This window comes from Rhodococcus sp. NPDC047139, from assembly GCF_040643435.1.
Taxonomy (GTDB): domain Bacteria; phylum Actinomycetota; class Actinomycetes; order Mycobacteriales; family Mycobacteriaceae; genus Rhodococcus.
The window spans coordinates 41604-61691 of sequence record NZ_JBEYUH010000015.1; the positions used below are offsets into that span (position 1 = coordinate 41604).

16 protein-coding genes and 2 riboswitches are annotated in these 20088 nt (G+C 69.3%); of the genes, 7 read left to right on the plus strand and 9 right to left on the minus strand.

All coding sequences use genetic code 11. The annotated features are described in order from the left end of the window. Positions 1-5: 5 nt before the first annotated feature. The 4 genes from ABZ789_RS17990 to ABZ789_RS18005 are packed head-to-tail and all read right to left on the minus strand — an operon-like array spanning position 6 to position 5804. Positions 6-926 carry a cobalamin biosynthesis protein gene (locus tag ABZ789_RS17990; RefSeq protein ID WP_358426343.1) on the minus strand — a complete coding sequence of 307 codons (921 nt, stop codon included), beginning with the start codon at positions 924-926 and terminating at the stop codon, positions 6-8. Next, a complete protein-coding gene (locus tag ABZ789_RS17995; RefSeq protein ID WP_358426346.1) occupies positions 923-3298 on the minus strand; it encodes a cobyrinate a,c-diamide synthase in 2376 nt (791 codons plus the stop codon). Before ABZ789_RS17995 ends, ABZ789_RS17990 begins: the two co-directional genes overlap by 4 nt. Then, on the minus strand, positions 3295-3909 hold the full coding sequence (gene cobO, locus ABZ789_RS18000) for a cob(I)yrinic acid a,c-diamide adenosyltransferase (protein WP_358426349.1): 615 nt from the start codon (positions 3907-3909) through the stop codon (positions 3295-3297). Before cobO ends, ABZ789_RS17995 begins: the two co-directional genes overlap by 4 nt. After that, positions 3909-5804 (minus strand): VWA domain-containing protein, encoded by a 1896-nt coding sequence (locus tag ABZ789_RS18005; protein ID WP_358426352.1) that lies wholly within the window; start codon positions 5802-5804, stop codon positions 3909-3911. The genes cobO and ABZ789_RS18005 overlap by 1 nt, the downstream gene beginning before the upstream one ends. A gap of 34 nt (positions 5805-5838) precedes the next feature. Further along, positions 5839-6035: riboswitch (cobalamin riboswitch) on the minus strand. Positions 6036-6075: 40 nt separating this feature from the next. On the opposite strand from ABZ789_RS18005, the gene cbiE reads away from it, so the two are divergent. From cbiE to ABZ789_RS18025, 4 genes are all read left to right on the plus strand, one after another. Continuing rightward, positions 6076-7281 (plus strand): precorrin-6y C5,15-methyltransferase (decarboxylating) subunit CbiE, encoded by a 1206-nt coding sequence (gene cbiE, locus ABZ789_RS18010; protein ID WP_358426355.1) that lies wholly within the window; start codon positions 6076-6078, stop codon positions 7279-7281. Next, entirely contained in the window at positions 7278-8039 is a 762-nt protein-coding gene (locus tag ABZ789_RS18015) for an SAM-dependent methyltransferase (protein ID WP_358426358.1), read from the plus strand. Before cbiE ends, ABZ789_RS18015 begins: the two co-directional genes overlap by 4 nt. Positions 8040-8144: 105 nt before the next feature. Further along, positions 8145-9575 carry an MFS transporter gene (locus tag ABZ789_RS18020; RefSeq protein ID WP_358426361.1) on the plus strand — a complete coding sequence of 477 codons (1431 nt, stop codon included), beginning with the start codon at positions 8145-8147 and terminating at the stop codon, positions 9573-9575. Beyond that, a complete protein-coding gene (locus tag ABZ789_RS18025; protein WP_358426364.1) occupies positions 9576-10124 on the plus strand; it encodes a TetR family transcriptional regulator in 549 nt (182 codons plus the stop codon). Here ABZ789_RS18025 and ABZ789_RS18030 read toward each other — a convergent pair. The 3 genes from ABZ789_RS18030 to ABZ789_RS18040 are packed head-to-tail and all read right to left on the minus strand — an operon-like array spanning position 10079 to position 13391. Then, a complete protein-coding gene (locus ABZ789_RS18030) occupies positions 10079-11653 on the minus strand; it encodes a precorrin-2 C(20)-methyltransferase (protein ID WP_358426367.1) in 1575 nt (524 codons plus the stop codon). The genes ABZ789_RS18025 and ABZ789_RS18030 overlap by 46 nt on opposite strands. Further along, a complete protein-coding gene (locus ABZ789_RS18035) occupies positions 11650-12324 on the minus strand; it encodes a precorrin-8X methylmutase (protein ID WP_358426370.1) in 675 nt (224 codons plus the stop codon). The genes ABZ789_RS18030 and ABZ789_RS18035 overlap by 4 nt, the downstream gene beginning before the upstream one ends. Then, complete coding sequence (locus tag ABZ789_RS18040; protein WP_358426373.1) at positions 12321-13391, minus strand: cobalamin biosynthesis protein CobG; 1071 nt, start codon at positions 13389-13391, stop codon at positions 12321-12323. Before ABZ789_RS18040 ends, ABZ789_RS18035 begins: the two co-directional genes overlap by 4 nt. Before the next feature lie 37 nt (positions 13392-13428). Further along, positions 13429-13621: riboswitch (cobalamin riboswitch) on the plus strand. Positions 13622-13673: 52 nt separating this feature from the next. On the opposite strand from ABZ789_RS18040, the gene cobN reads away from it, so the two are divergent. Together cobN and cobF are read left to right on the plus strand one after the other, a co-directional pair. Further along, complete coding sequence (cobN, locus tag ABZ789_RS18045) at positions 13674-17285, plus strand: cobaltochelatase subunit CobN (RefSeq protein WP_358426376.1); 3612 nt, start codon at positions 13674-13676, stop codon at positions 17283-17285. Further along, entirely contained in the window at positions 17282-18028 is a 747-nt protein-coding gene (gene cobF / locus ABZ789_RS18050; RefSeq protein ID WP_358426379.1) for a precorrin-6A synthase (deacetylating), read from the plus strand. Before cobN ends, cobF begins: the two co-directional genes overlap by 4 nt. 24 nt (positions 18029-18052) lie before the next feature. Here the strand turns inward: cobF and ABZ789_RS18055 are convergent, their stop codons facing one another. After that, positions 18053-18940 (minus strand): class II glutamine amidotransferase, encoded by an 888-nt coding sequence (locus tag ABZ789_RS18055; RefSeq protein WP_358426382.1) that lies wholly within the window; start codon positions 18938-18940, stop codon positions 18053-18055. 38 nt (positions 18941-18978) lie between these two features. Beyond that, positions 18979-19110 carry a hypothetical protein gene (locus ABZ789_RS18060; RefSeq protein ID WP_277609372.1) on the minus strand — a complete coding sequence of 44 codons (132 nt, stop codon included), beginning with the start codon at positions 19108-19110 and terminating at the stop codon, positions 18979-18981. Positions 19111-19285: 175 nt separating this feature from the next. Between ABZ789_RS18060 and ABZ789_RS18065 the strand changes: the two genes are divergently transcribed. Continuing rightward, entirely contained in the window at positions 19286-20086 is an 801-nt protein-coding gene (locus ABZ789_RS18065; protein WP_241384699.1) for an SDR family NAD(P)-dependent oxidoreductase, read from the plus strand. Positions 20087-20088 lie beyond the last annotated feature (2 nt).

A 20088-nucleotide genomic window follows, 5' to 3' on the forward strand; every position in this document is an offset into this window, starting at 1 on the left:
GACGCTCACCAGCGGCAGGTGAGCGCTACGGCCACGGCCGTCGCCAGCGCCCCGGTGCCCACCCTCGCGGCCAGCCGGGCGGTCCGGCCGATGTCGGCCGGTTCCGGGGCACGTCCGTTCCCGAGCGTGCCGCGGTCCTCGACGACCCCCTGGTAGACGTTCGTGCCGCCGAGGCGCAGGCCGAGTGCACCCGCGAACGACGCCTCCACCGGGCCGGCATTCGGGCTCGGATGCTTGTGGGCATCACGACGCCAGGCCGTGACCGCCGCACGCGGATCGTCGCCGAGCGCCGCGGTCAGAACTGCCGTCACGCGCGCGGGAACGAGATTGAGCAGGTCGTCGAATCGCGCCGCTGCCCACCCGAACCGTGCGAGGCGCGGCGTGCGATGCCCGACCCGCGCGTCGAGTGTGTTCGCCGCCCGGTAACCCAGCAGGCCCGCGGGGCCGAGCAGAGCGCCCCACCACAGCGGGGCCACCACGGCGTCGGAGGTGTTCTCCGCGACCGATTCGACGGTGGCACGGGCGATGCCACGCTCGTCCAGTCGTGACGGGTCGCGTCCCACCAGGTGCGTCACCTGGCGGCGTGCCGCAGCAAGATCACCCTCCCGGAGCTGGGCATCGATCGTCCGCGCCTCGTGGCCGAGCGAGCGTCCACCGAGCACGACCCAGGTCGCGAGGGCCGTGACCGCGATCGACAGCACCGGGCGACGGCGGGTCGCGCGGTCGGCGACGTACCCCACAGCTCCGGCGGAACCCACCAGCACCGAGGTGAACACCACCCCGGCACCGCGGTTGTCGGCATAGAGCCGGTCCTCGGCGGCGCGCGCCAACGTTCCGAAACCGCTCACGGGATGCCACCGCTGCGGATCGCCGAAAACCTGGTCGGCAGCGTAACCGAGCGCCAGCCCGAGGGCCCTCTGCTTCACAGGATCGTTCTCCATGCCTCGACGAGCGCCGCCGTGGTGGCGGCATCGCGCACCGCGATGCGCACCCACTCGTCACCGAGACCGGGGAAGGTGTCGCCACGACGCAGCGCGAAACCCTTCTCCCGCAGCTTGTCCCGAGTTCCTTCGGGTACTTCCGCCAACACGAACGGGGCCGTAGCGGACGGGACCACGTGGATTCCGAGACCGGAGAGAGCGTCGACGAGAACCGCCCTGTCGGCGGTGATCTCCCGGGCGATCACGGCAGTCTCGCGTGCCGCTTCGTCGGACGCGCACGCGATCATCGCGGCAGCGGCGGGAGTCGATACCGACCAGGGTGGTTGCTGCGCAGCGAGATCCGCGATCATCTCAGGGTCGCCGACGACATACCCGGCGCGCAGACCCGGGATCGCCCAGGTCTTGGTGAGCGACCGCAGCACCACCAGCCTCGGAACGCGCCGGCCCGTCAGCGATTCCGTCTCACCGGGAACGGCGTCCATGAACGCCTCGTCGACTACGACGACCCGCCCTGGTCGTACCAGTGCCAGGATGGTGCCGGACGGATGCAGCACCGAGGTGGGATTGGTGGGATTGCCGACGATCACCAGGTCGGCGTCCTCCGGAACCGCAGCCGGATCGAGGACGAATCCGTCCTCGCGGCGCAGCACCACACGGGTGACGTGGTGTCCCGCAGCGAGCAGGGCGGCCTCGGGCTCGGTGAACTGCGGGTGCACCACGACCGGCTTCCGCCACGGGCGTGCCCGGGCGAGCAGGGTGAACGCCTCGGCGCCTCCGGCCGTCGGGAGAACCTCCTCGATGCTGCGGCCGTGACGGGCGGCGAGGGCGGCGCGGGCGCCGCTCGGGTCGGGATAACGATCGAGACGGTCGAGCGAGGAACGCAGGGCGTCGTCGAGCCAGGCCGGTCGCGGTCGGCGCGAGACGTTGACGGCCAGGTCGACCAGCCCTTCGGCCGCGTCGCGGTCGCCATGATGGTGCAGGTCGGGTTCGGGTGTTCGACGACGTGCCGGTGCGGAGGTGGGTTCGGGCGCGGGTTCCGCTGCCCGTGCGGCGTCCGCGAATCGTCCTGCGAGCTCGGGATGTCCGGCCCAGTGCGTGTGCAGATACGACGCGTGTACGGTCGCGGTCGCGACGCCGTCCGGCCGGCCGTCGAGCAACCACGCCGGGGACGAGCCGGAATCGATCATGGTGCGGTGGAATTCGTGTCCGGTCACACGGCTGCCGGCAGGAGCGAGGAGAGTGTCCTGAGGGGCGATCGCCGTGCGATAGCCGAGTGTCAGGTGCGGTGTCATCCGCGCCGAGGCGTCGAGTGCGCCCACCATCTCGTGCCCGTCGACGTCGCGTCCCAGGTAGAGCAGACCGGCACATTCGGCGACGGTCGGAACCCCCGCCGCGATCGCGTCGCGCAGGTGCGCGCGCAGAGGCGCGTTCGCGGCGAGGTCGGCGGCATGCACCTCGGGGAAGCCGCCACCGAGATAGATGCCTGCGGTGCCGGCGGGCAGTCGTTCGTCGCGGAGCGGGTCGAACGCCACGGGCCGGCATCCGTGGGCTCGCAGCAGTTCCTCGGTCTCGGTGTACCGGAAGGTGAAGGCCCGGCCACCGGCGACGGCGATCACCGGACCGTCCTCCGCGGAGGATCCCGGATCCCACGCCGTGGCCGGGAGATCCGGTGCCGCCGAGGCGATACCGACGATCTCGGCGAGATCGATGCGTTCGGCGATCTGCGTCGCAAGCCGATCGACCTGTGCTGTCGCCTCGCCGCGCTCCTCGGCCGGAACGAGTCCGAGATGCCGCGAGGGGACGGTGATACCGTCGTCGCGCCCGACGACTCCGAGGACCGGGATGCCGGTCGGTTCGAGAGCGCGGACGACCTCGTCCGAATGCCGCCGGGATCCGGCCTTGTTCAGGATCACACCGGCGATCCGTGTGCCGCGGTCGTAGGACGCCATGCCGTGCACGATCGCCGCGATCGACCGGGAGGCATGGGAGACGTCGACGACGAGAACCACCGGCGCGGCCAGCAAAGACGCGACGTGCGCGGTGGACGCGTACCCGTCGGTGTCGATCATCCCGTCGTACAACCCCATGACGCCTTCGATCACGGCGATGCCCGCGCCGGCGGCGCCGTGCAGGAAGAGGGGAGCGACGAGGTCCTCGCCGACGAGGTGCGGGTCGAGGTTACGACCGGGCCGGCCCGTGGCGAGCGAATGGTATCCGGGATCGATGTAGTCGGGTCCGATCTTGTGGCCCGACACGATGTGTCCGGCCCTTCGCAGAGCGGCCATGAGACCGGTGGCGACAGTCGTCTTGCCGTGCCCGGACGCGGGTGCGGCGACGACCACACGTGGAACTCTCACCACTCGATCCCTCGCTGACCCTTCTGTCCCGCATCCATCGGATGCTTGATCTTCGTCATCTCCGTCACGAGGTCGGCGACCTCGACGAGCTTCGGATGGGCCCGGCGGCCCGTGATCATCACGTGCTGGCGCCCCGGCCGTGAAGTGAGGGTCTCGACGACCTCGTCGATGTCGATCCAACCCCATCCGATGGGATAGGTGAACTCGTCCAGCACGTACAACCCGTGCTGTTCCGCAGCGAGACGTCGCTGGATCTCGCGCCATCCGGCGAGAGCATCCGCCGCGTGATCCTCCTCGGCGCCCTCCTTTCGCGACCACGACCAGCCCGACCCCATCTTGTGCCACTCGATGGGACCGCCGGTACCCCGCTCGTCGTGCAGGCGGGCGAGAGTCTCGAAGGCCGTCTGTTCACCGAGGCGCCACTTGGCGGACTTGACGAACTGGAAGACCGCGACCGACCATCCCTGGTTCCACCCGCGCAGAGCGAGGCCGAAAGCTGCTGTCGACTTGCCTTTTCCGTCACCGGTGTTGACCATCAACAGGGGCCGGTTCCGACGCTGGCGGGTGGTGAGACCGTCGTCGGGCACGACGGTGGGTTGTCCCTGGGGCATCAGGCAGCCCTTTCCCTGACGATTCCGGCGAGTGCGTCGGCGTCCACCTCACCGACGGGTACGTATTCGGCGCCGAGGCGTTCGGCCAGACGGGCCGCGAGACCCATCCGGAACCGGCCGGTCTCGGAGTCCACGACGACCGAGGAGATGCCTTGCGCGGCAATGATGTCTGCGGCATCGAGGGATCGCGTGACAGCGTGATGCCCCGCGGTCGCGCGGCCATCGGTGACCACGACGAGCAGTGCCCGCCGTTCCGGGTCGCGCAGCGCGTGTTTCCGGATGGTGCTCGCAGCCTCGAGCAGTCCTTCTGCGAGCGGTGTACGTCCGCCCGCCGGAAGTTCCTGCAACCGGGCGGCCGCGACGTCGACCGAACCGGTCGGCGGAAGTACGAGGGTGGCGCCGGTGCCGCGGAACGTCACGAGACCGACGGTGTCGCGGCGGCGGTAGGCGTCGAGCAGCAGGGACAGGACTGCCGTCTTGACCTGGACCATCCGATTGCGTGCCGCCATCGACCCGGAGGCGTCGACGCACAGCAGCACCAGATTGGCCTCGCGGCCCTCGATGATCTTGCGGCGCAGTTGCCAGCCGTCCTTGTCGGTGACGACCGTGGCACGAATCGACGCGGGCAGGTGGACGGGACCGGAATCGCCGCGCCGGCTTCCCACGGTGCGGCCGATCGTGGTGACCGCCCGCGACCGGCGACCGGCCGCCCCGCGCCCGACCCGGTCGATGGAGAACACCTCGGTGCGATACGGATCCGACGCCGCCGACAGCGTGGTGGACGACCGGCCGGCCGAGTCGGAGGCCACGTCGCCCGCAGTTTCGCCGGGTGCGCTCTCCCCGCCACCGGGATCGTCGTCGGGGCCGGGATCGGGATCAGGGTCGGCGTCGTCCTCGCTCAGCAACTCGTCGAGCAGGTCGTCGCTGCTGGTGGGCGCATCGAAGGGATTGCGTCGCCGCCGGTGCGGCAGTGCCAGCCGCGCCGCTGCCGCGATGTCCTCGCGTGTCACTTCGGTGCGCCCGTACCACGCGGCGTGCGCGATCGCGGTGCGAGCGGTGACGAGGTCGGCGCGCATGCCGTCCACGTCGAAGGCCGCGCACACCTCGGCGATCGAGACCAGTGCGTCGTCGCTCAGCACGACCTGCGGGACGAGTTCGCGCGCGGCGACGATGCCCCGTGACCATTCGGCGTCCCGATCCGCCCAGCGGTCGGCGAATCCGGCGGGATCGGCGTCGAAGGCCATGCGTCGCCGCACGATCTCGGCACGCACCCGCGGGTCGCGGGGCGCGGCTACGTCGACGGCGAGTCCGAAGCGGTCGAGGAGTTGCGGACGCAGTTCGCCTTCTTCGGGATTCATCGTTCCGACCAGCACGAACCGGGAAGCGTGTGCGACGGACACACCGTCACGTTCGACGGTGGAACGGCCCATCGCGGCGGCGTCGAGCAGCAGATCCACGAGGTGGTCGTGCAGGAGGTTGACCTCGTCGACGTACAGCACACCCCGATGGGCGAGGGCCAGGAGGCCGGGTTCGTATTCGGCCCTGCGTTCGGACAGTGCTTTTCCGAGATGCAGCGAGCCGGTGACACGATCCTCCGCCGCACCGACGGGTAGTTCCACGAGCCGCACCGGCCGGATGTGCGCGGCCGCATCGGCAGGATGAGGGCCGTCCGGACAGGACGGATCGGGTGCGGTCGGATCGCACGAGAATCGGCACCCCTCCACGACGGTGACCGGCGGCAACAGTGCGGCATGGGCACGCACCGTCGTCGATTTCGCGGTGCCCTTCTCGCCGCGTACCAGCACACCGCCTATCGACGGCGACACCGCACACAGGGTCAGGGCCAGCGCGAGGTCGTCGGAACCGACCACCGCGCCGAACGGATACACGTGCACTCCAACCTCCACAGGCTCCCGCTGGGATGTTCTCCGGGGCAAGCTGTTCGAAGGCCGGTATTCGGACTTCCCGGTCGGACGCCGTGCGATCGCCTTCCCGGACCGTGTGGTCCAGTGGCTGCGCGTATGCGCGTGATCGACGACTCCCGGGTCACCGCAGCGGGCCTGTGCCGGATTCTCACCGGCTTCCCGATTATCCCCGTGAGGGGCACCTTCGATTGCCTTGCTGCGGCCGAGTCTAACCCCAACCCGTGGGCTAGGGTTCACCGCCATGGGTTCACGCATCACCGTCGTCGGTATCGGAGCGGACGGGTGGCCGGGTGTGCCGTCGCTCGTCCGGGAACGAATACTCGCCGCCGACGTTCTGCTCGGCGGCCGGCGGCACCTCGGGCTGGTACCTGCCGGCCGTGCGATGCGCGAGCAGTGGCCGTCGCCGCTGCTGCCGGGCCTCGACGATCTCCTCGAGCGGCACGCAGGCAGGGATGTCGTCGCCCTCGCGTCGGGCGATCCGCTGGTCTCCGGGATCGGCACCACCCTGATCCGTCGACTGGGCCGCGACGCCGTGCGGGTGATCCCCGCCGTGTCCTCGGTGGCGCTCGCCCGCGCCCGCATGGGCTGGTCTGCGGAGGAATGCGAGACGGTGACCGTGGTGGGACGCGAGATCGACTCGCTGCGACGGTTTCTCACCCGCGGGCGGCGGCTCGTCGTCCTCGTCGACGGAGGGCGGGTGCCGGACGTCGCGGCGCTGCTCGCCGAGGGGGGATTCGGCCGGTCGCGGACGACGGTGCTCTCGAATCTCGGGGAGGACGCAGAATCCCGGATCGATTCGACAGCAGACGATCTCGTGAACGCATCGGTTCCGCCGTTGAGTCTGCTGTGCATCGAGGTCGACGGTTCCGCGGGGTTGTCGGCAGTGCCCGGTCTCGCCGACGAGCTGTTCGAGCACGACGGCCAGCTCAGCAAGCGGACCGTGCGCCTCGCCGCGGTATGTGCCCTCGCGCCGCGTCCGGGGGAGCTGCTGTGGGACGTCGGTGCCGGTGCCGGTTCCGTCGGAATCGAATGGGCGCGCACGCATCCCCGTTGCCGCACGATCTCGGTCGAGGGCAAGGCCGGTCGCGCCGACGCGATCGAGCGCAATGCCGCCGCGCTGGGTGTGCCGTCCACCGTGCGCGTCGTCCGCGGACCCGCCCCCGCTGCACTCGCCGGTCTCGAAGCGCCCGACGCGATCTTCGTCGGTGGGGGAGGAAGCCGTGACGGCGTGCTCGGCACATGCTGGGACGCACTGTCTCCCGGCGGAAGGCTCGTCGCGCACGCGGTGACCCTGGAGACCGAGGCCGTCCTGGTGCGGTGGTGGAAGATGCACGGCGGTGAACTCGTGCGCCTGTCCGTCGAACACGCAGATCCGATCGGAACATTCACCGGGTGGCGCGCGCAACGACCCGTGGTGCAATGGAGTGCAGTGAAAGGTGAACGATGACCGTCCATTTCGTCGGGTCCGGACCGGGAGCGGCCGACCTGCTCACGCTGCGGGCGGTGAACCTGCTCCGCGAGGTCCCGGTGGTTCTGTACGCCGGTACCTATCTCGATGCCGAGACCCTCTCGCACTGCCGTGACGACGCCGAACTGATCGACACGCAACATCTGGACCTCGACGAGATCACCGCCCACCTCGTCGACGCACACCGGCGCGGGCTCGATGCGGTGCGGCTGTGTTCCGGCGACCCGTCGCTGTACTCCGCGCTCACCGAACAGACGCGACGACTCGACGCCGCAGGGGTGCCCTGGGACGTCACGCCCGGTGTTCCGGCCTACGCTGCGGCGGCCGCGGCGCTCGGTACCGAACTGACCGTTCCCGAACTCGTACAGACGGTCGTGCTGACCCGCACCCAGGCCCGGTCGACGGCGATGCCCGGCACGGAGGCGCTCGCGCGGGTCGCCGGGCTCCGGGCGAGTCTCGTCCTGCACCTGGCGATCACACGCGTCCGGGTCCTCGCCGAGGAACTCACGGTGGAGTACGGCGCCGACTGCCCCGTCGCGGTGGTCGCGTTCGCGTCGCGCCCGGGCCAGGTCGTGCTGCGCGGCACCCTCGCGGACATCGCCGACAGTGTCGAGGCAACGGGACTGAAGCACACCGCTGTGATCGTCGTCGGACGGGCCCTCGGGGTCCGGGAGCAACCCGATGTCGCCTGCTCGCACCTCTACGACCCCGCCCGCGAACGTCACGGTCTCGGATAACGCTTCATCCTCGCGCCGGACCTGTTGACAAGCCGGGGGTGAACACCGTTCACTCGGTCAGGGTGAACGGTGTTCACCCTGATGGGCGACAACGGAGATGGGGACATGGCACGAACGACATCGGCGTCGAGCACCACGATCACGACGCTGCTGAGCCTGGCCGGCCTCGTCGCGGCCCTGCAGACCACGCTGGTCATTCCGCTGCTCCCGGACTTCCCCGAGATCCTGGACGCCTCGGCCGGCGCCGCGACCTGGCTGGTCACCATCACGCTGCTGACCGGAGCGGTCGCCACGCCCATCGTCTCCCGCTCCGCCGACATGTTCGGCAAGCGCCGGATGATGGTGCTGTCGCTGGCCATGATGATCGTGGGGTCGCTGATCGCCGCGCTCGGCGGGAGCTACCTCGCGGTCCTCATCGGGCGCGCCCTGCAGGGCTTCTCCTCGGCGCTCATCCCCGTCGCCATGGCAGTACTGCGCGACCTGCTGCCCCGCGAGAAGGTCGCCGGCGCGGTGGCGCTGACCAGCGCCACGATGGGCATCGGCGGCGCCCTGGGACTGCCCGCAGCGGGCATTCTCTACGACACCCTGGGGTGGGCGTCGGTCTTCTACGTCTCGGCGGCTGCCGGTGTGCTCCTCCTCGTCGGCATCCTCGTCACGGTTCCGGCGAGCGCATCCGGTGCCCGGGGCCGCTTCGACCTCGTCGGCGCAGTGTTGCTGTCGCTCGCGCTGGTGGCGCTGCTCCTCGGCATCTCGAAGGGCCCGGTGTGGGGCTGGTCGAGTCCGCAGACCCTGGTGAGCCTGGGGGCGGCCGCCGTCGTCCTCGCGCTCTGGGTGCCCTACGAACTGCGTGTGCCCGTTCCCATGATCGACCTGCGGGTCTCGTCCCACCGGCCCGTTCTGCTCACCAACCTCGCGGGGCTGTTCGTCGGCTTCGCGGCGTACGCGAACACGCTCTCCACCACGCAGCAACTGCAACTCCCCGAGGTCACCGGTTTCGGATTCGGACTCAGCGCAGCGACCGCGGGACTGTGCATGGTTCCGGGCGGACTCACGATGCTCGTCGTCTCTCCGTTGTCGGCCCGCCTGACCGCACGCTTCGGTGGCCGCACCACACTCCTGGCCGCGGGCCTGCTCATGACCGTGGCCTACGGATTCCGGATGGCTTTCGACGACACGGTGGCGCTCATCATCATCGGCAGTGTCCTCGTCAGCATCGGCAACGCGATGGCCTTCGCCACCATGCCGGCACTCATCATGGGAGCCGTCCCGCTTTCCGAGACCGCTGCGGCCAACGGTCTCAACAGCCTGCTCCGGACGATCGGATCATCGGGTATGAGTGCGGTGGTCGCAGCCTTGGTCGCCGGTCTCACCGTCGAGGTGGCCGGGACGGTCTTCCCGTCCCACAGTGCCTTCACGGTGATGTTCGCGATCGCGGGCGTCGCGACGTTCTCCGCCGGCCTGGCAGCCGTGTTCCTTCCCCGGCATCGACCGTCGACGGCGAGCGTCGCGGACGTATCAGTGGAGGCGAAGGCATAAGTGACCGAACGATCCACCCGCGAGGTCATCCTCGACGCCGCCCGGCCGCTGTTCGCCGAGCGGGGTTTCAACGGCACCACCATCAGAGATGTCGCCGAAGCGGCAGGTGTCTCACCGGCGCTCGTGATGAAACTGACCGGCAGCAAGGCCGAACTGTTCCAGGCGGCGGCTCCGGATTCTCCCGGGCTCGCCGAGGCCGTCCGTCACGACGAGCCGGTCGGATACCGGATGGTGCGTGCCGTCGTCGAACGACGGGATTCGGACGACTACGAATTCTGGGCGGTGGCACCCTTCCTGGTTCGTGAGGCAACGGATCCGGCGGTTGCCCGCGCACGCACGAGCGAGCGGGTCGTCGGCCGGATCGCGGCGCTGATCGGCGACCGGTCGGCGGGGACGGCGCGCTCGCAGATGGTCGTCACGCTTCTGCTGGGGCTGGCGGGCAGCCTGAGGACGTTCGAGATGCTGCCACCCGACGTGATTCCCAGCGCGACCCTCATCGAGACCTACGGCCGGCTCGTCCAAGCGGTCGTCGACGATCCCGAACTCTGAACGTCGACCGACCGCTTCGTCCACACGGCACCGGTCGACGTCACCGACGTAGCCGCCGCGCCGACGATGAGCAGGCATCTCATGTCGACGCTCACCGGATCCAGCTTCTCGAGCGTCGTCACCTCGAGAGACTCGCCGGGTCGTCCCACATCGCGCCCGATCACGACGACGGTGTCGGCCGGACGATGTTTCAGCAGTATCGCTTTCGCATCGGCGACCTGCGTGCTGCGCGAGCGCGACGCCGGGTTGTAGACAGCCAGGACGAGGTCGGCCTCGGCGACCGCCGCCAGTCGCTTCTCGATCACGTTCCACGGCTTGAGGCGATCCGACAGGCTCATCACCGCGAAGTCACCACCGATCGGGGCGCCCGCCCGCGCTGCCACGGCCTGCACCGCGGAGACACCCGGCAGGACGCGGATCGGTACGGACGCGTACTTCTCGTCCTGCGCGGCCTCGAAGACCGCCGACGCCATCCCGAACACTCCGGCGTCACCGCCGGAGACCACAGCGACCTTCTCACCGGACAGAGCGAGATCGAGCGCGAATCGTGCGCGGTCCACCTCCACGGTGTTGCCACTCGAATGACGGTGCAGCCCGGGGCGAACCGGAACGCGGTCGACGTACGGTCCGTATCCGACGACGTGATCGACCTGCGTGAGCGCGTCCGCGGCTTCGGACGTCAGCCACTTGTCGTCGGCCGGGCCCAGCCCGACGACGAGCAACTCGTTCGTCACGTCCGCTTCCGGCGGCTCCACCACAACCGGCCGGGAGCGGTCGCCGATCTCGCGGTTCTTCGGCGCGCGGTCGCCGGCGGTGAGGATCACCGAGAAGTACGGCACCGTGTCCGCGTCGACCTCGGCGACCGGCAGGATGCGTTGCCGATCCATCGATGCGCGTTCGACGTAGACCGCGTCGTCGAGTCGACCGGACTGGGCGAGCGCCTCCCGGACGGCGGGGAACGTCCTGCCCAGCTTCATGATCGCCGCGCCGTCGGTGTCGGCGAGGCGGCGGGCCAGTTCCGGGGTGGGAAGCGTGCCCGGCAGGATGGTGAGTACGTCGGTGCGGCGGACCATCGGCTCGGCCGCGGCAGCCGCAGCAGCGGACACCGACGTCACACCCGGTACCACCTCCGTCGGGTATCGCGGCGCGAGGCGGTCGTGCAGATACATGTACGAGCCGTAGAACAGCGGATCACCCTCGCACAGCACCACCACGGTGCGGCCCGCGCCGAGATGGACGGCCAGCCGCTCGGCGGACTCGTCGTAGAAGTCGGCGATCGCGCCGTCGTAGCCACCGGGGTGTTCGGTGGCGCCCGTGGTCACCGGATACACCAGCAGTTCCTCCATCACCCCGTCCGAGATCAACCCGGCCGCGATCGATCGGGCGATGGAACGGCCGTGCGTGCCGGAATAGTAGGCGAGCACGTCGGCCTCACCGATCAGCCGGGCCGCCTTGAGCGTGATCAGCTCCGGGTCGCCGGGCCCGAGACCCACCCCGTAGAGTCTGCCGGGCATCGTCGTCTCGCTCATTCCGCCTCCTGCGCAAGTGCATTGATCGCGGACGACGCCATCGCCGAACCGCCGCGCCGCCCCCGGACCACCAGATGCGGTATCCGCAACGGATGGCCGAGCAGTGCTTCCTTGGATTCGGCGGCACCGATGAACCCCACGGGCACGCCCACGATCGCCGCGGGACGCGGGGCGCCCGCGTCGAGCATCTCGAGCAGATGGAACAGCGCGGTCGGTGCATTGCCGATCGCGACGACCGCCCCGTCGAGCCGGTCCGTCCACAACGACACCGCCGCGGCCGACCGCGTGGTGGCCCAGCGCTCGGCGAGTTCGGGAACGCGCGGATCGGCAAGCAGGCACACCACGTCGTTGCCGGCGGGAAGCCGCGTGCGCGTGACGCCGGAGGCGACCATGTTCGCGTCGGTGAGTATCGGCGCGCCGGCGTTGAGCGCAGCGCGCGCTGCCGGAACGAGATCGGGATGGATCACGAGATCGCGTGCGAGATCGGTCTGTCCGCTCGCGTGGATCATCCGCACGGCGACCTTCTCGGCATTCGCGGGGACCGCGGTCAGATCCGACTCGGCGCGGATCGTCGCGAACGACCGGACGTAGATCTCGGCGCCGTCGGTGACGTAGTCGTACCGGCGGGGCGGTGCGGACACGCGCGGGGGGCGCGGAGGCTGGACGGTCACGGTGAGCTCCTGGCGAGGACAAGAGTGTGCGGGGAGTGCGGTGCGCCGCAGGCGCGTTCGCACCCGGCGACATGAATTCGGGAATCGGTGGTATCTCCGGCGACGATCCGGCGGGCCTCGGCCCGGGTGTCACCCTGGGCGAGGCTACACCCGGGCGCGCCCGTGCACGCGCTCACCCGCTGCCAGACCGACTCGGCAGTGGTCTCGAAGCCGACTTCCCGCAGGACAACGGGATTCGTTCCGCCCGCGATCACCAGACCACGCCAGGGTGTGACGACGACACCCCGATCGGGCAGGGCGGCCACCATTCCCGGGGTGAGAATCCCGAGCGGAACCAGAACCGACACCGCGTCACCGAGCATTCCGTACGGCATGGTGAAGCCGGCCGGGCGTGGTACGGGATCCCCGCCCCCGAGCTCGGCACCCGCGCGCGGGAGCAGGCGCACGTGCCACACCGATTCCCGTATCTCGACGAAGTGGCGAGCGAGCCGGATCAGGGTCGCCGGAACCTGCGAAAAGGGGACCGACGGGCCCTCGAGCGCGCCGATCGAGATCGTCGCCGTCCCGGCGTCGCGGACGATCGCGGTCAGGTCGCATCGCAAAGCGGCGATATCACCGCGACCGTCGTCGATGCCGAACAGGAACCGTCCCGGCAGATCCGTGAGCGTGGAATCGGCGCACAATGCGGCGTCGAGCTCGCGGACGAGCGGACGGACGTCGGCGAGACCGCCCTGCAGTCCCGACAGTGGCGAGGCGACGATGTTCCGTACCCGTTCGTGACTCCCGGAGGGCAACAGTCCCGCCGCGATCACCGCTGCCGCCAGGGCAGTAGGCACCGACCCGCACTCGTCGAGTTCGATACCCCTGAGCTGCAGGTTTCCGCGCGACGTCAGATGCACGTCGCCGTCGGCGAACGCGGTGGACGCCGCGGAGAGCGCGTGCAGAGCGCCGTCGGGGAGTTGCCCGCCGGGTACCCGCACGCGCACCAGCGCACCGTCGGCAGCGATGTGCGGCCGGAGAATTCCGGGGCACCGGTCGGGGGGGAGAAGGGGTGGCTGAGTGTCCACGGACGCACATGCTTGCACACCTTCCGGCCGGCGTGCGCTACGCTCGCATCGCCGTGGTGCTCGGGAAGCCGGTGGGAAACCGGCGCGGCCCTCGCCACTGTGAGCGGATAGTTGCTCGCCCTCGTCCGTACCGGTCCGCCGGTTCGGAGGCCACTGGAGTCATCCGGGAAGGTCGGCGCAGCAGCGATGACCCGTCAGCCAGGAGACCGGCCACGGCACGTGAGGTCCACGAGGGTTTTGGAGACTGAACATGGCTGTACGCCTGTATTTTCGGGCCGCGTCGTGACGCGCCTGACGTTGTTGTCGACGTCCGACACCGACCTGTTGTCGGCGCGGTCGAGCGGCTCCGAGTGGACGCTCGGTAACCCCTCGCGCCTCGACGTGTCCACCGAACTGCCTGCTCTGCTCGACGGATCCGACCTGGTGGTCGTACGGATACTCGGCTCCGCGCGTAGCTGGCAGAACGGGCTCGAGACCGTGCTCGCGGCCGGGGTTCCGGTGGTCGTCCTGGGCGGTGAGCAGACTCCCGACGCCGAGCTCATGGGGCATTCGACCGTACCCATCGGCACCGCCGCCGAGGCGCATCGTTATCTCGCCCACGGTGGCCCGGTGAATCTCGCACAGCTGCACGCATTCCTGTGCGACACCGTGCTGCTCGGCGGTGAAGGCTTCGAACCGCCCGCCGAACTGCCCGCGTGGGGCATACTCGACCGGCCCGCGGCGCCGGCCGGCGACGACCTGCCCCGTGTGGGCGTGCTGTTCTACCGAGCCCACCACACCAGCGGAAACGTGCAATTCGCACACGACCTCGCCGACGCGATCGACGCCACGGGCAGGGCCCGCGGAGTCGTGATCCACTGCGCCTCGCTGCGCGGTGCGCCGGACGATCTGCTCGCTGCGCTCGGAACCCTCGACGCGCTCGTCGTGACGGTGCTGGCGGCCGGCGGAACCAGACCTGCCACCGTGAGCGCCGGCGGTGAGGACGAGGCATGGGACGTCGGGGATCTGGCGGCACTGGACATCCCGATCCTGCAAGCGCTGTGTCTGACCTGGAGTCGTGACGACTGGGCGGAGTCGGACGACGGTGTGTCGCCGCTGGATTCGGCCACGCAGATCGCGGTTCCCGAGTTCGACGGCCGCATCATCACGGTGCCGTTCTCGTTCAAGGAACTCGACGCCGACGGACTGCCCTGCTACGTCACCGATCCGGAACGGTGCCGACGCGTCGCCGGTATCGCGGTGGCGCACGCACGATTGCGACATGTGCCGCCGCCGCAGCGCCGGATAGCGATCATGCTGTCCGCCTACCCGACCAAACATTCCCGGGTCGGTAACGCCGTCGGTCTCGATACCCCGGTGTCGGCGATCCGCATGCTGCGCGCTCTACGCGATGCCGGATACGACCTCGGCGACGGATTTCCCGGCATGGACGTCGAGGACGACACCGAGGCCGGCAACACCCTCATCCACGCCCTGATCGATGCCGGTGGGCAGGACGAGGAATGGCTCACCGCCGACCAGCTGGCCGGAAACCCGGTGCGAGTGACCAGGTCGGACTATCTCGCATGGACCGGTGATCTACCCGTCGAGCTCACCGATGCCATCGTCGAGGCGTGGGGACCGGCGCCCGGGTCGCTGTTCGTCGACGGCAGCGGTGACGACAAGGCGATCGTGCTGGCGACCCTGCAGGCCGGCAACGTGGTGCTGATGATCCAGCCGCCCCGCGGATTCGGTGAGAACCCGGTCGCGATCTACCACGATCCCGACATGGCACCGTCGCATCACTATCTCGCCGCCTACAAGTGGGTCGAGCACGGCTTCGGTGCCGACGCCGTGGTGCACCTGGGCAAGCACGGGTCGATGGAGTGGCTGCCCGGAAAGAACGCGGGCCTGTCCGCGGCGTGTGCAACCGACGCCGCGATCGGAAACCTGCCGCTGATCTACCCGTTCCTCGTCAACGACCCGGGTGAGGGAGCGCAGGCCAAGCGCCGCGCCCATGCGACGATCGTCGATCACCTCATCCCGCCCATGGCACGTGCCGAATCGTACGGTGACATCGCACGTCTCGAGCAGTTGCTCGACGAGTATTCGAACATCGCCGCGATGGATCCGGCCAAGCTACCCGCGATCCGCGCGCAGATCTGGACGCTGATCCAGGCCGCGAAACTCGACCACGATCTCGGGCTCGACGACCGCCCGCACGACGCCGAATTCGACGACTTCCTGCTCCACGTCGACGGCTGGCTGTGCGAGGTCAAGGACGCCCAGATCCGGGACGGTCTGCACGTCCTCGGTGCCGCACCGACCGGTGGGGCGCGGGTGAATCTGGTGCTGTCGATCCTGCGTGCCGCGCAGGTGTGGGGAGGCAAGAGCAACGCCGTGCCCGGTCTGCGTACCGCGCTCGGGTTGAAGCCCGACGCCCCGGTGGCCGAGGTCGACAGGGTGGAAGCCCTCGCGCGGTCGCTCGTACAGGCCATGGAGGACGACGACTGGAACGCGGGGTCGTCCGAGCGCGTTGTCGAATCCGTTCTCGGTCATCCCGATTCCGAAGTCGCGCGGGTACTCACCTTCGCTGCCGACGAGGTGGTTCCCCGCCTCGCGGGCACGACGGCCGAGCTCGACGCCGTGCTTCACGCACTCGACGGCGGTTACGTCCCCGCCGGTCCGTCCGGATCACCACTGCGCGGCCTGGTCAACGTGCTGCCGACAGGCCGGAACTTCTACACCGTCGACCCCAAGGCCGTGCCGAGCCGCCTCGCCTACGACACCGGTGTCGCCCTCGCGAACAACCTGATCGAACGGTACATCACCGACACGGGGGAGTACCCGCGGTCGGTGGGTCTGTCGGTGTGGGGGACGTCCGCGATGCGCACCGCCGGTGACGACATCGCCGAGGTGCTCGCACTCGTCGGCGTGCGACCCGTATGGGACGCCGAGTCGCGCCGGGTCCGCGAACTGACCGTGATTCCGCTCGACGAACTCGGCCGGCCGCGCATCGATGTCACAGTCCGGATCTCCGGTTTCTTCCGTGATGCCTTCCCCCATGTCATCGGCATGCTCGACGATGCGATCCGCATGGTCGCCGCACTCGACGAGCCCGACGACCGGAACTACGTGAAGGCTCACGCCAAGCGTGACGAAGCCGCGCACGGCGACGCCGATCGCGCGGTGCGCCGGATCTTCGGGTCGAAGCCCGGTTCGTACGGTGCAGGCATCCTGCAGCTCATCGACTCCGGCAACTGGCGCACCGACGCCGATCTTGCCGAGGTTTACACCGCCTGGGGTGGATTCGCCTACGGCCGCGGCGTCCACGGGGTCCCGGCCGACGAGGACATGCGTTCGAACTACCGCCGGATCGCGGTGGCCGCGAAGAATACCGACACCCGTGAGCACGACATCGCGGACTCGGACGACTATTTCCAGTACCACGGCGGCATGGTCGCGACGGTGCGTGCGCTCACGGGTACCGACCCGAAGGCGTACATCGGCGATTCCACCACGCCCGATGCGGTCCGCACCCGCTCGCTGGCGGAGGAGACCGCGCGGGTGTTCCGCGCGCGTGTCGTCAACCCGCGCTGGATCGGCGCGATGCGCCGGCACGGGTACAAGGGAGCCTTCGAACTCGCTGCGACCGTGGACTATCTGTTCGGCTACGACGCCACCGCCGGAGTGGTCGAGGACTGGATGTACGAGTCGCTCGCGCAGAACTACGCGCTCGACCGGGAGAACCAGGACTTCCTCCGCGAGGCGAATCCGTGGGCGCTGCGCGGGATCATCGAACGTCTCACCGAGGCGGCAGATCGTGGCCTGTGGGCCGAGCCGGATCCCGAGACGGTGAGCCGGTTGCAGCAGGTCTATCTGGAGGTCGAGGGCGATCTCGAGGACCGCGCGTGAGAGTTCGGCTCATCGGTATCGGCCCCGGAGGACCCGACGATCTCACAGTGGCGGCGGTGCGTGCCCTCGAGAGCGTCGATGTCTTCCTCGTGGCCGACAAGAACCGGGGCGTGGACGATCTCGTCGACGTGCGCGAGGACATTCTTCGCCGCCACACCTCCGGTGCGCATCGGGTGATCGTGGTGCCCGACCCACCTCGGGACCGGAATCCGGAGCGCTACGGCGACGAGGTGCGCGACTGGCATGCCGCCCGCGCCGCGGCCTACGAATCCGTTCTGCTCGAACAGGTTCGGGACGACGAGACGGCCGGCTTCCTGGTCTGGGGTGATCCGGGCCTGTACGACAGCACGATTCGCATCGTCGACCACATCCTCGAGCGAGGCAGAGTGCGGCTCGACTACGACGTCCTTCCGGGTGTCAGCAGTGTGCAGATGCTCGCTGCGCGACATCGATTGGTGCTCAACACTGTCGGAAGCTCCATTCTGGTGACCACCGGCCGGCGGCTCGGCACCGGGATCGAGGCCGGAGCCGACAACATCGTCGTCGTGCTCGACGGCGGTCTCGCGTGCTCGGAACTGCGCGGGCAGTGGAACATCTGGTGGGGTGCGAATCTCGGGACCGATGACGAGGAACTCGTCGCCGGTCCTCTGACGGACGTGCTTCCCTCGATCCGTGCGGCCCGCATCCGCGCGAAAAACGCACGCGGCTGGGTGATGGACACCTACCTGCTGCGACGCTGCTGACCCGCCCCGGCCGGACGCCGGCGACTACGGTCTGCCGGGTGGGGCGCTGGGTGCCTGAGCGGCGGCGGCGCGGCCGCTCAGGTCCGAGAGGGCCAGTGCGTGGCGTGGTGGACGCTCGAGGAGCATCGTCCGGCTCAGCTGCTGCTGCGGTCCGACGTGGAGGAGTTCGCCCGCTTCCAGCGACGTCCACCCCGGGTCCTCGTCCATCTGTTCGGTGGCCACGACCACGGAGGACTTCGTGGCCAGCGCACCCGACCGGGTACGCACGGTCCCGGAGGCACCGGCGTGCTCGAGATGCCGGCTCCCGCTCGCACCACCCGGCCGACGAGACAGGAACATCAGATCGTGGACGGCGGGATAGCGGAAGGCCCACATCTCGTCGGCGGTGACGAGCACGAAATTCAACGACAGCATGCGCAGGTTGTCCGCGACCCATTCGACAGCCGACCTGATTCCGGCGGTGACGTCACCGCCGTGCTCGTCGACCCGTTCGGTGATCAATGCGAAGAACCGCTCCGAATCGGTGTCGCCGTGCACGAGCTCCCGCCGGTCGCCGAGTTCCGCCTCCAATGCGGGCAGGTCCTCGATCACGCCGTTGTGGGCGAACAACCGGCCGTTCTGCTCGAACGGATGAGTGTCGGCCGGCACGAGATCGCCCGTCGTGGCGTAGCGGATGTGTGCGATGAACGTCCGGGACTCGTGTTCCCGGGCCTCGAGTGCGAACGCCCTGTCCTTGTAGGCCGCGATCGGTTGTTTCTCGACGAGCGGACGGCCGTCGGCGGTGAAACTCCCCAGACCCGTGCCGTCGGGCATGCGGTGGCTCTGCTGCGCGAGGCTGTCCTCGGCGTCGAGGAGCCAGAAGGTGGCGTGTACGCGGTGAGGTGCCGCGGACATCCCGAAGAGTCGGCACATGGCCGTCACCTGCCCGTTTCGAGGCCGGGCGTGCCGGCCTAGTCGTCGTCGGAGCGTTCCACCACGTCCGGAGCGTTCTCGCGGGTGGCCATACCACCGTCGCGACCGTGGTCGACCGGGCCCGGCGGATCCCTGCGGACCTCGTCGTCCTCGTTCTTCGATGTTCCCATTGGTGCCTCCGTAGATGAGATGCCCTGTGACCGGGTATGTACCCCGGTAACCGCTTCCGCACACGTCAGGGGGCAATTCAGGCGGACGGTCGCGGGATCGTCGACGCTTCCCCGTGGCGGAGCGGCGCAGGAGAGCGTTGACTGTCCGTACGGGCCTACAGGGAGGGAAGGGCACATGGAGATACGCGGCAAGGTATTCGTCGTCACCGGTGGGGGCAACGGGATCGGACGTGACGTCGTCCTCGAACTGCTCGTCCGCGGAGCGCGGGTCGCTGCCGTCGACCTGCGCTCCGAAGCGCTCGACGGCACCCGGGCGCTCGCGGTCGCCTATACCGATCGACTGACCACGCACACCGTCGACGTGTCCGATCGCAGCGCTGTCGAAGCACTGGTCGGCGAGGTGACCGCCGCGCACGGGCATGTCGACGGCATCGCCAACGTCGCCGGCATCATCCAGAAGTTCGTCCCGTTCGCCGAGCTCTCCTACGAGGAGATGACGAAGGTTCTCGACGTCAACTACTGGGGCACCGTACACCTGTGCAAGGCGTTCCTGCCCGCTCTGCTGTCGCGTCCGGAGGCGAGCCTGCTCAACGTCTCCAGCATGGGTGCGTTCGTGCCGGTACCCGGTCAATCCGTCTACGGTGCGAGCAAGGCCGCGGTCAAACTGCTCACCGAAGGTCTCTACGCCGAACTTCGCACCACGAAGGTCGCCGTGACGCTCGTGTTCCCGGGGGCGATCCGCACGGGCATCGCCGAGAATTCCGGTGCCGCGATTCCGGGACGCGACACCGACGGGACCGCCAGGATCACCTCGTCCGCCCAGGCGGCGGGCCGCATCGCCGACGCGATCGAGAAAGGCACCTTCCGCGTGTGCATCGGCAGGGACGCCACCATGCTCGACCTGCTGGCACGGCTCATGCCGCGCCGCAGCATCGACTTCCTGGCGAAGAAGATGGGCTCGCTCGTCGACCGCTGAGC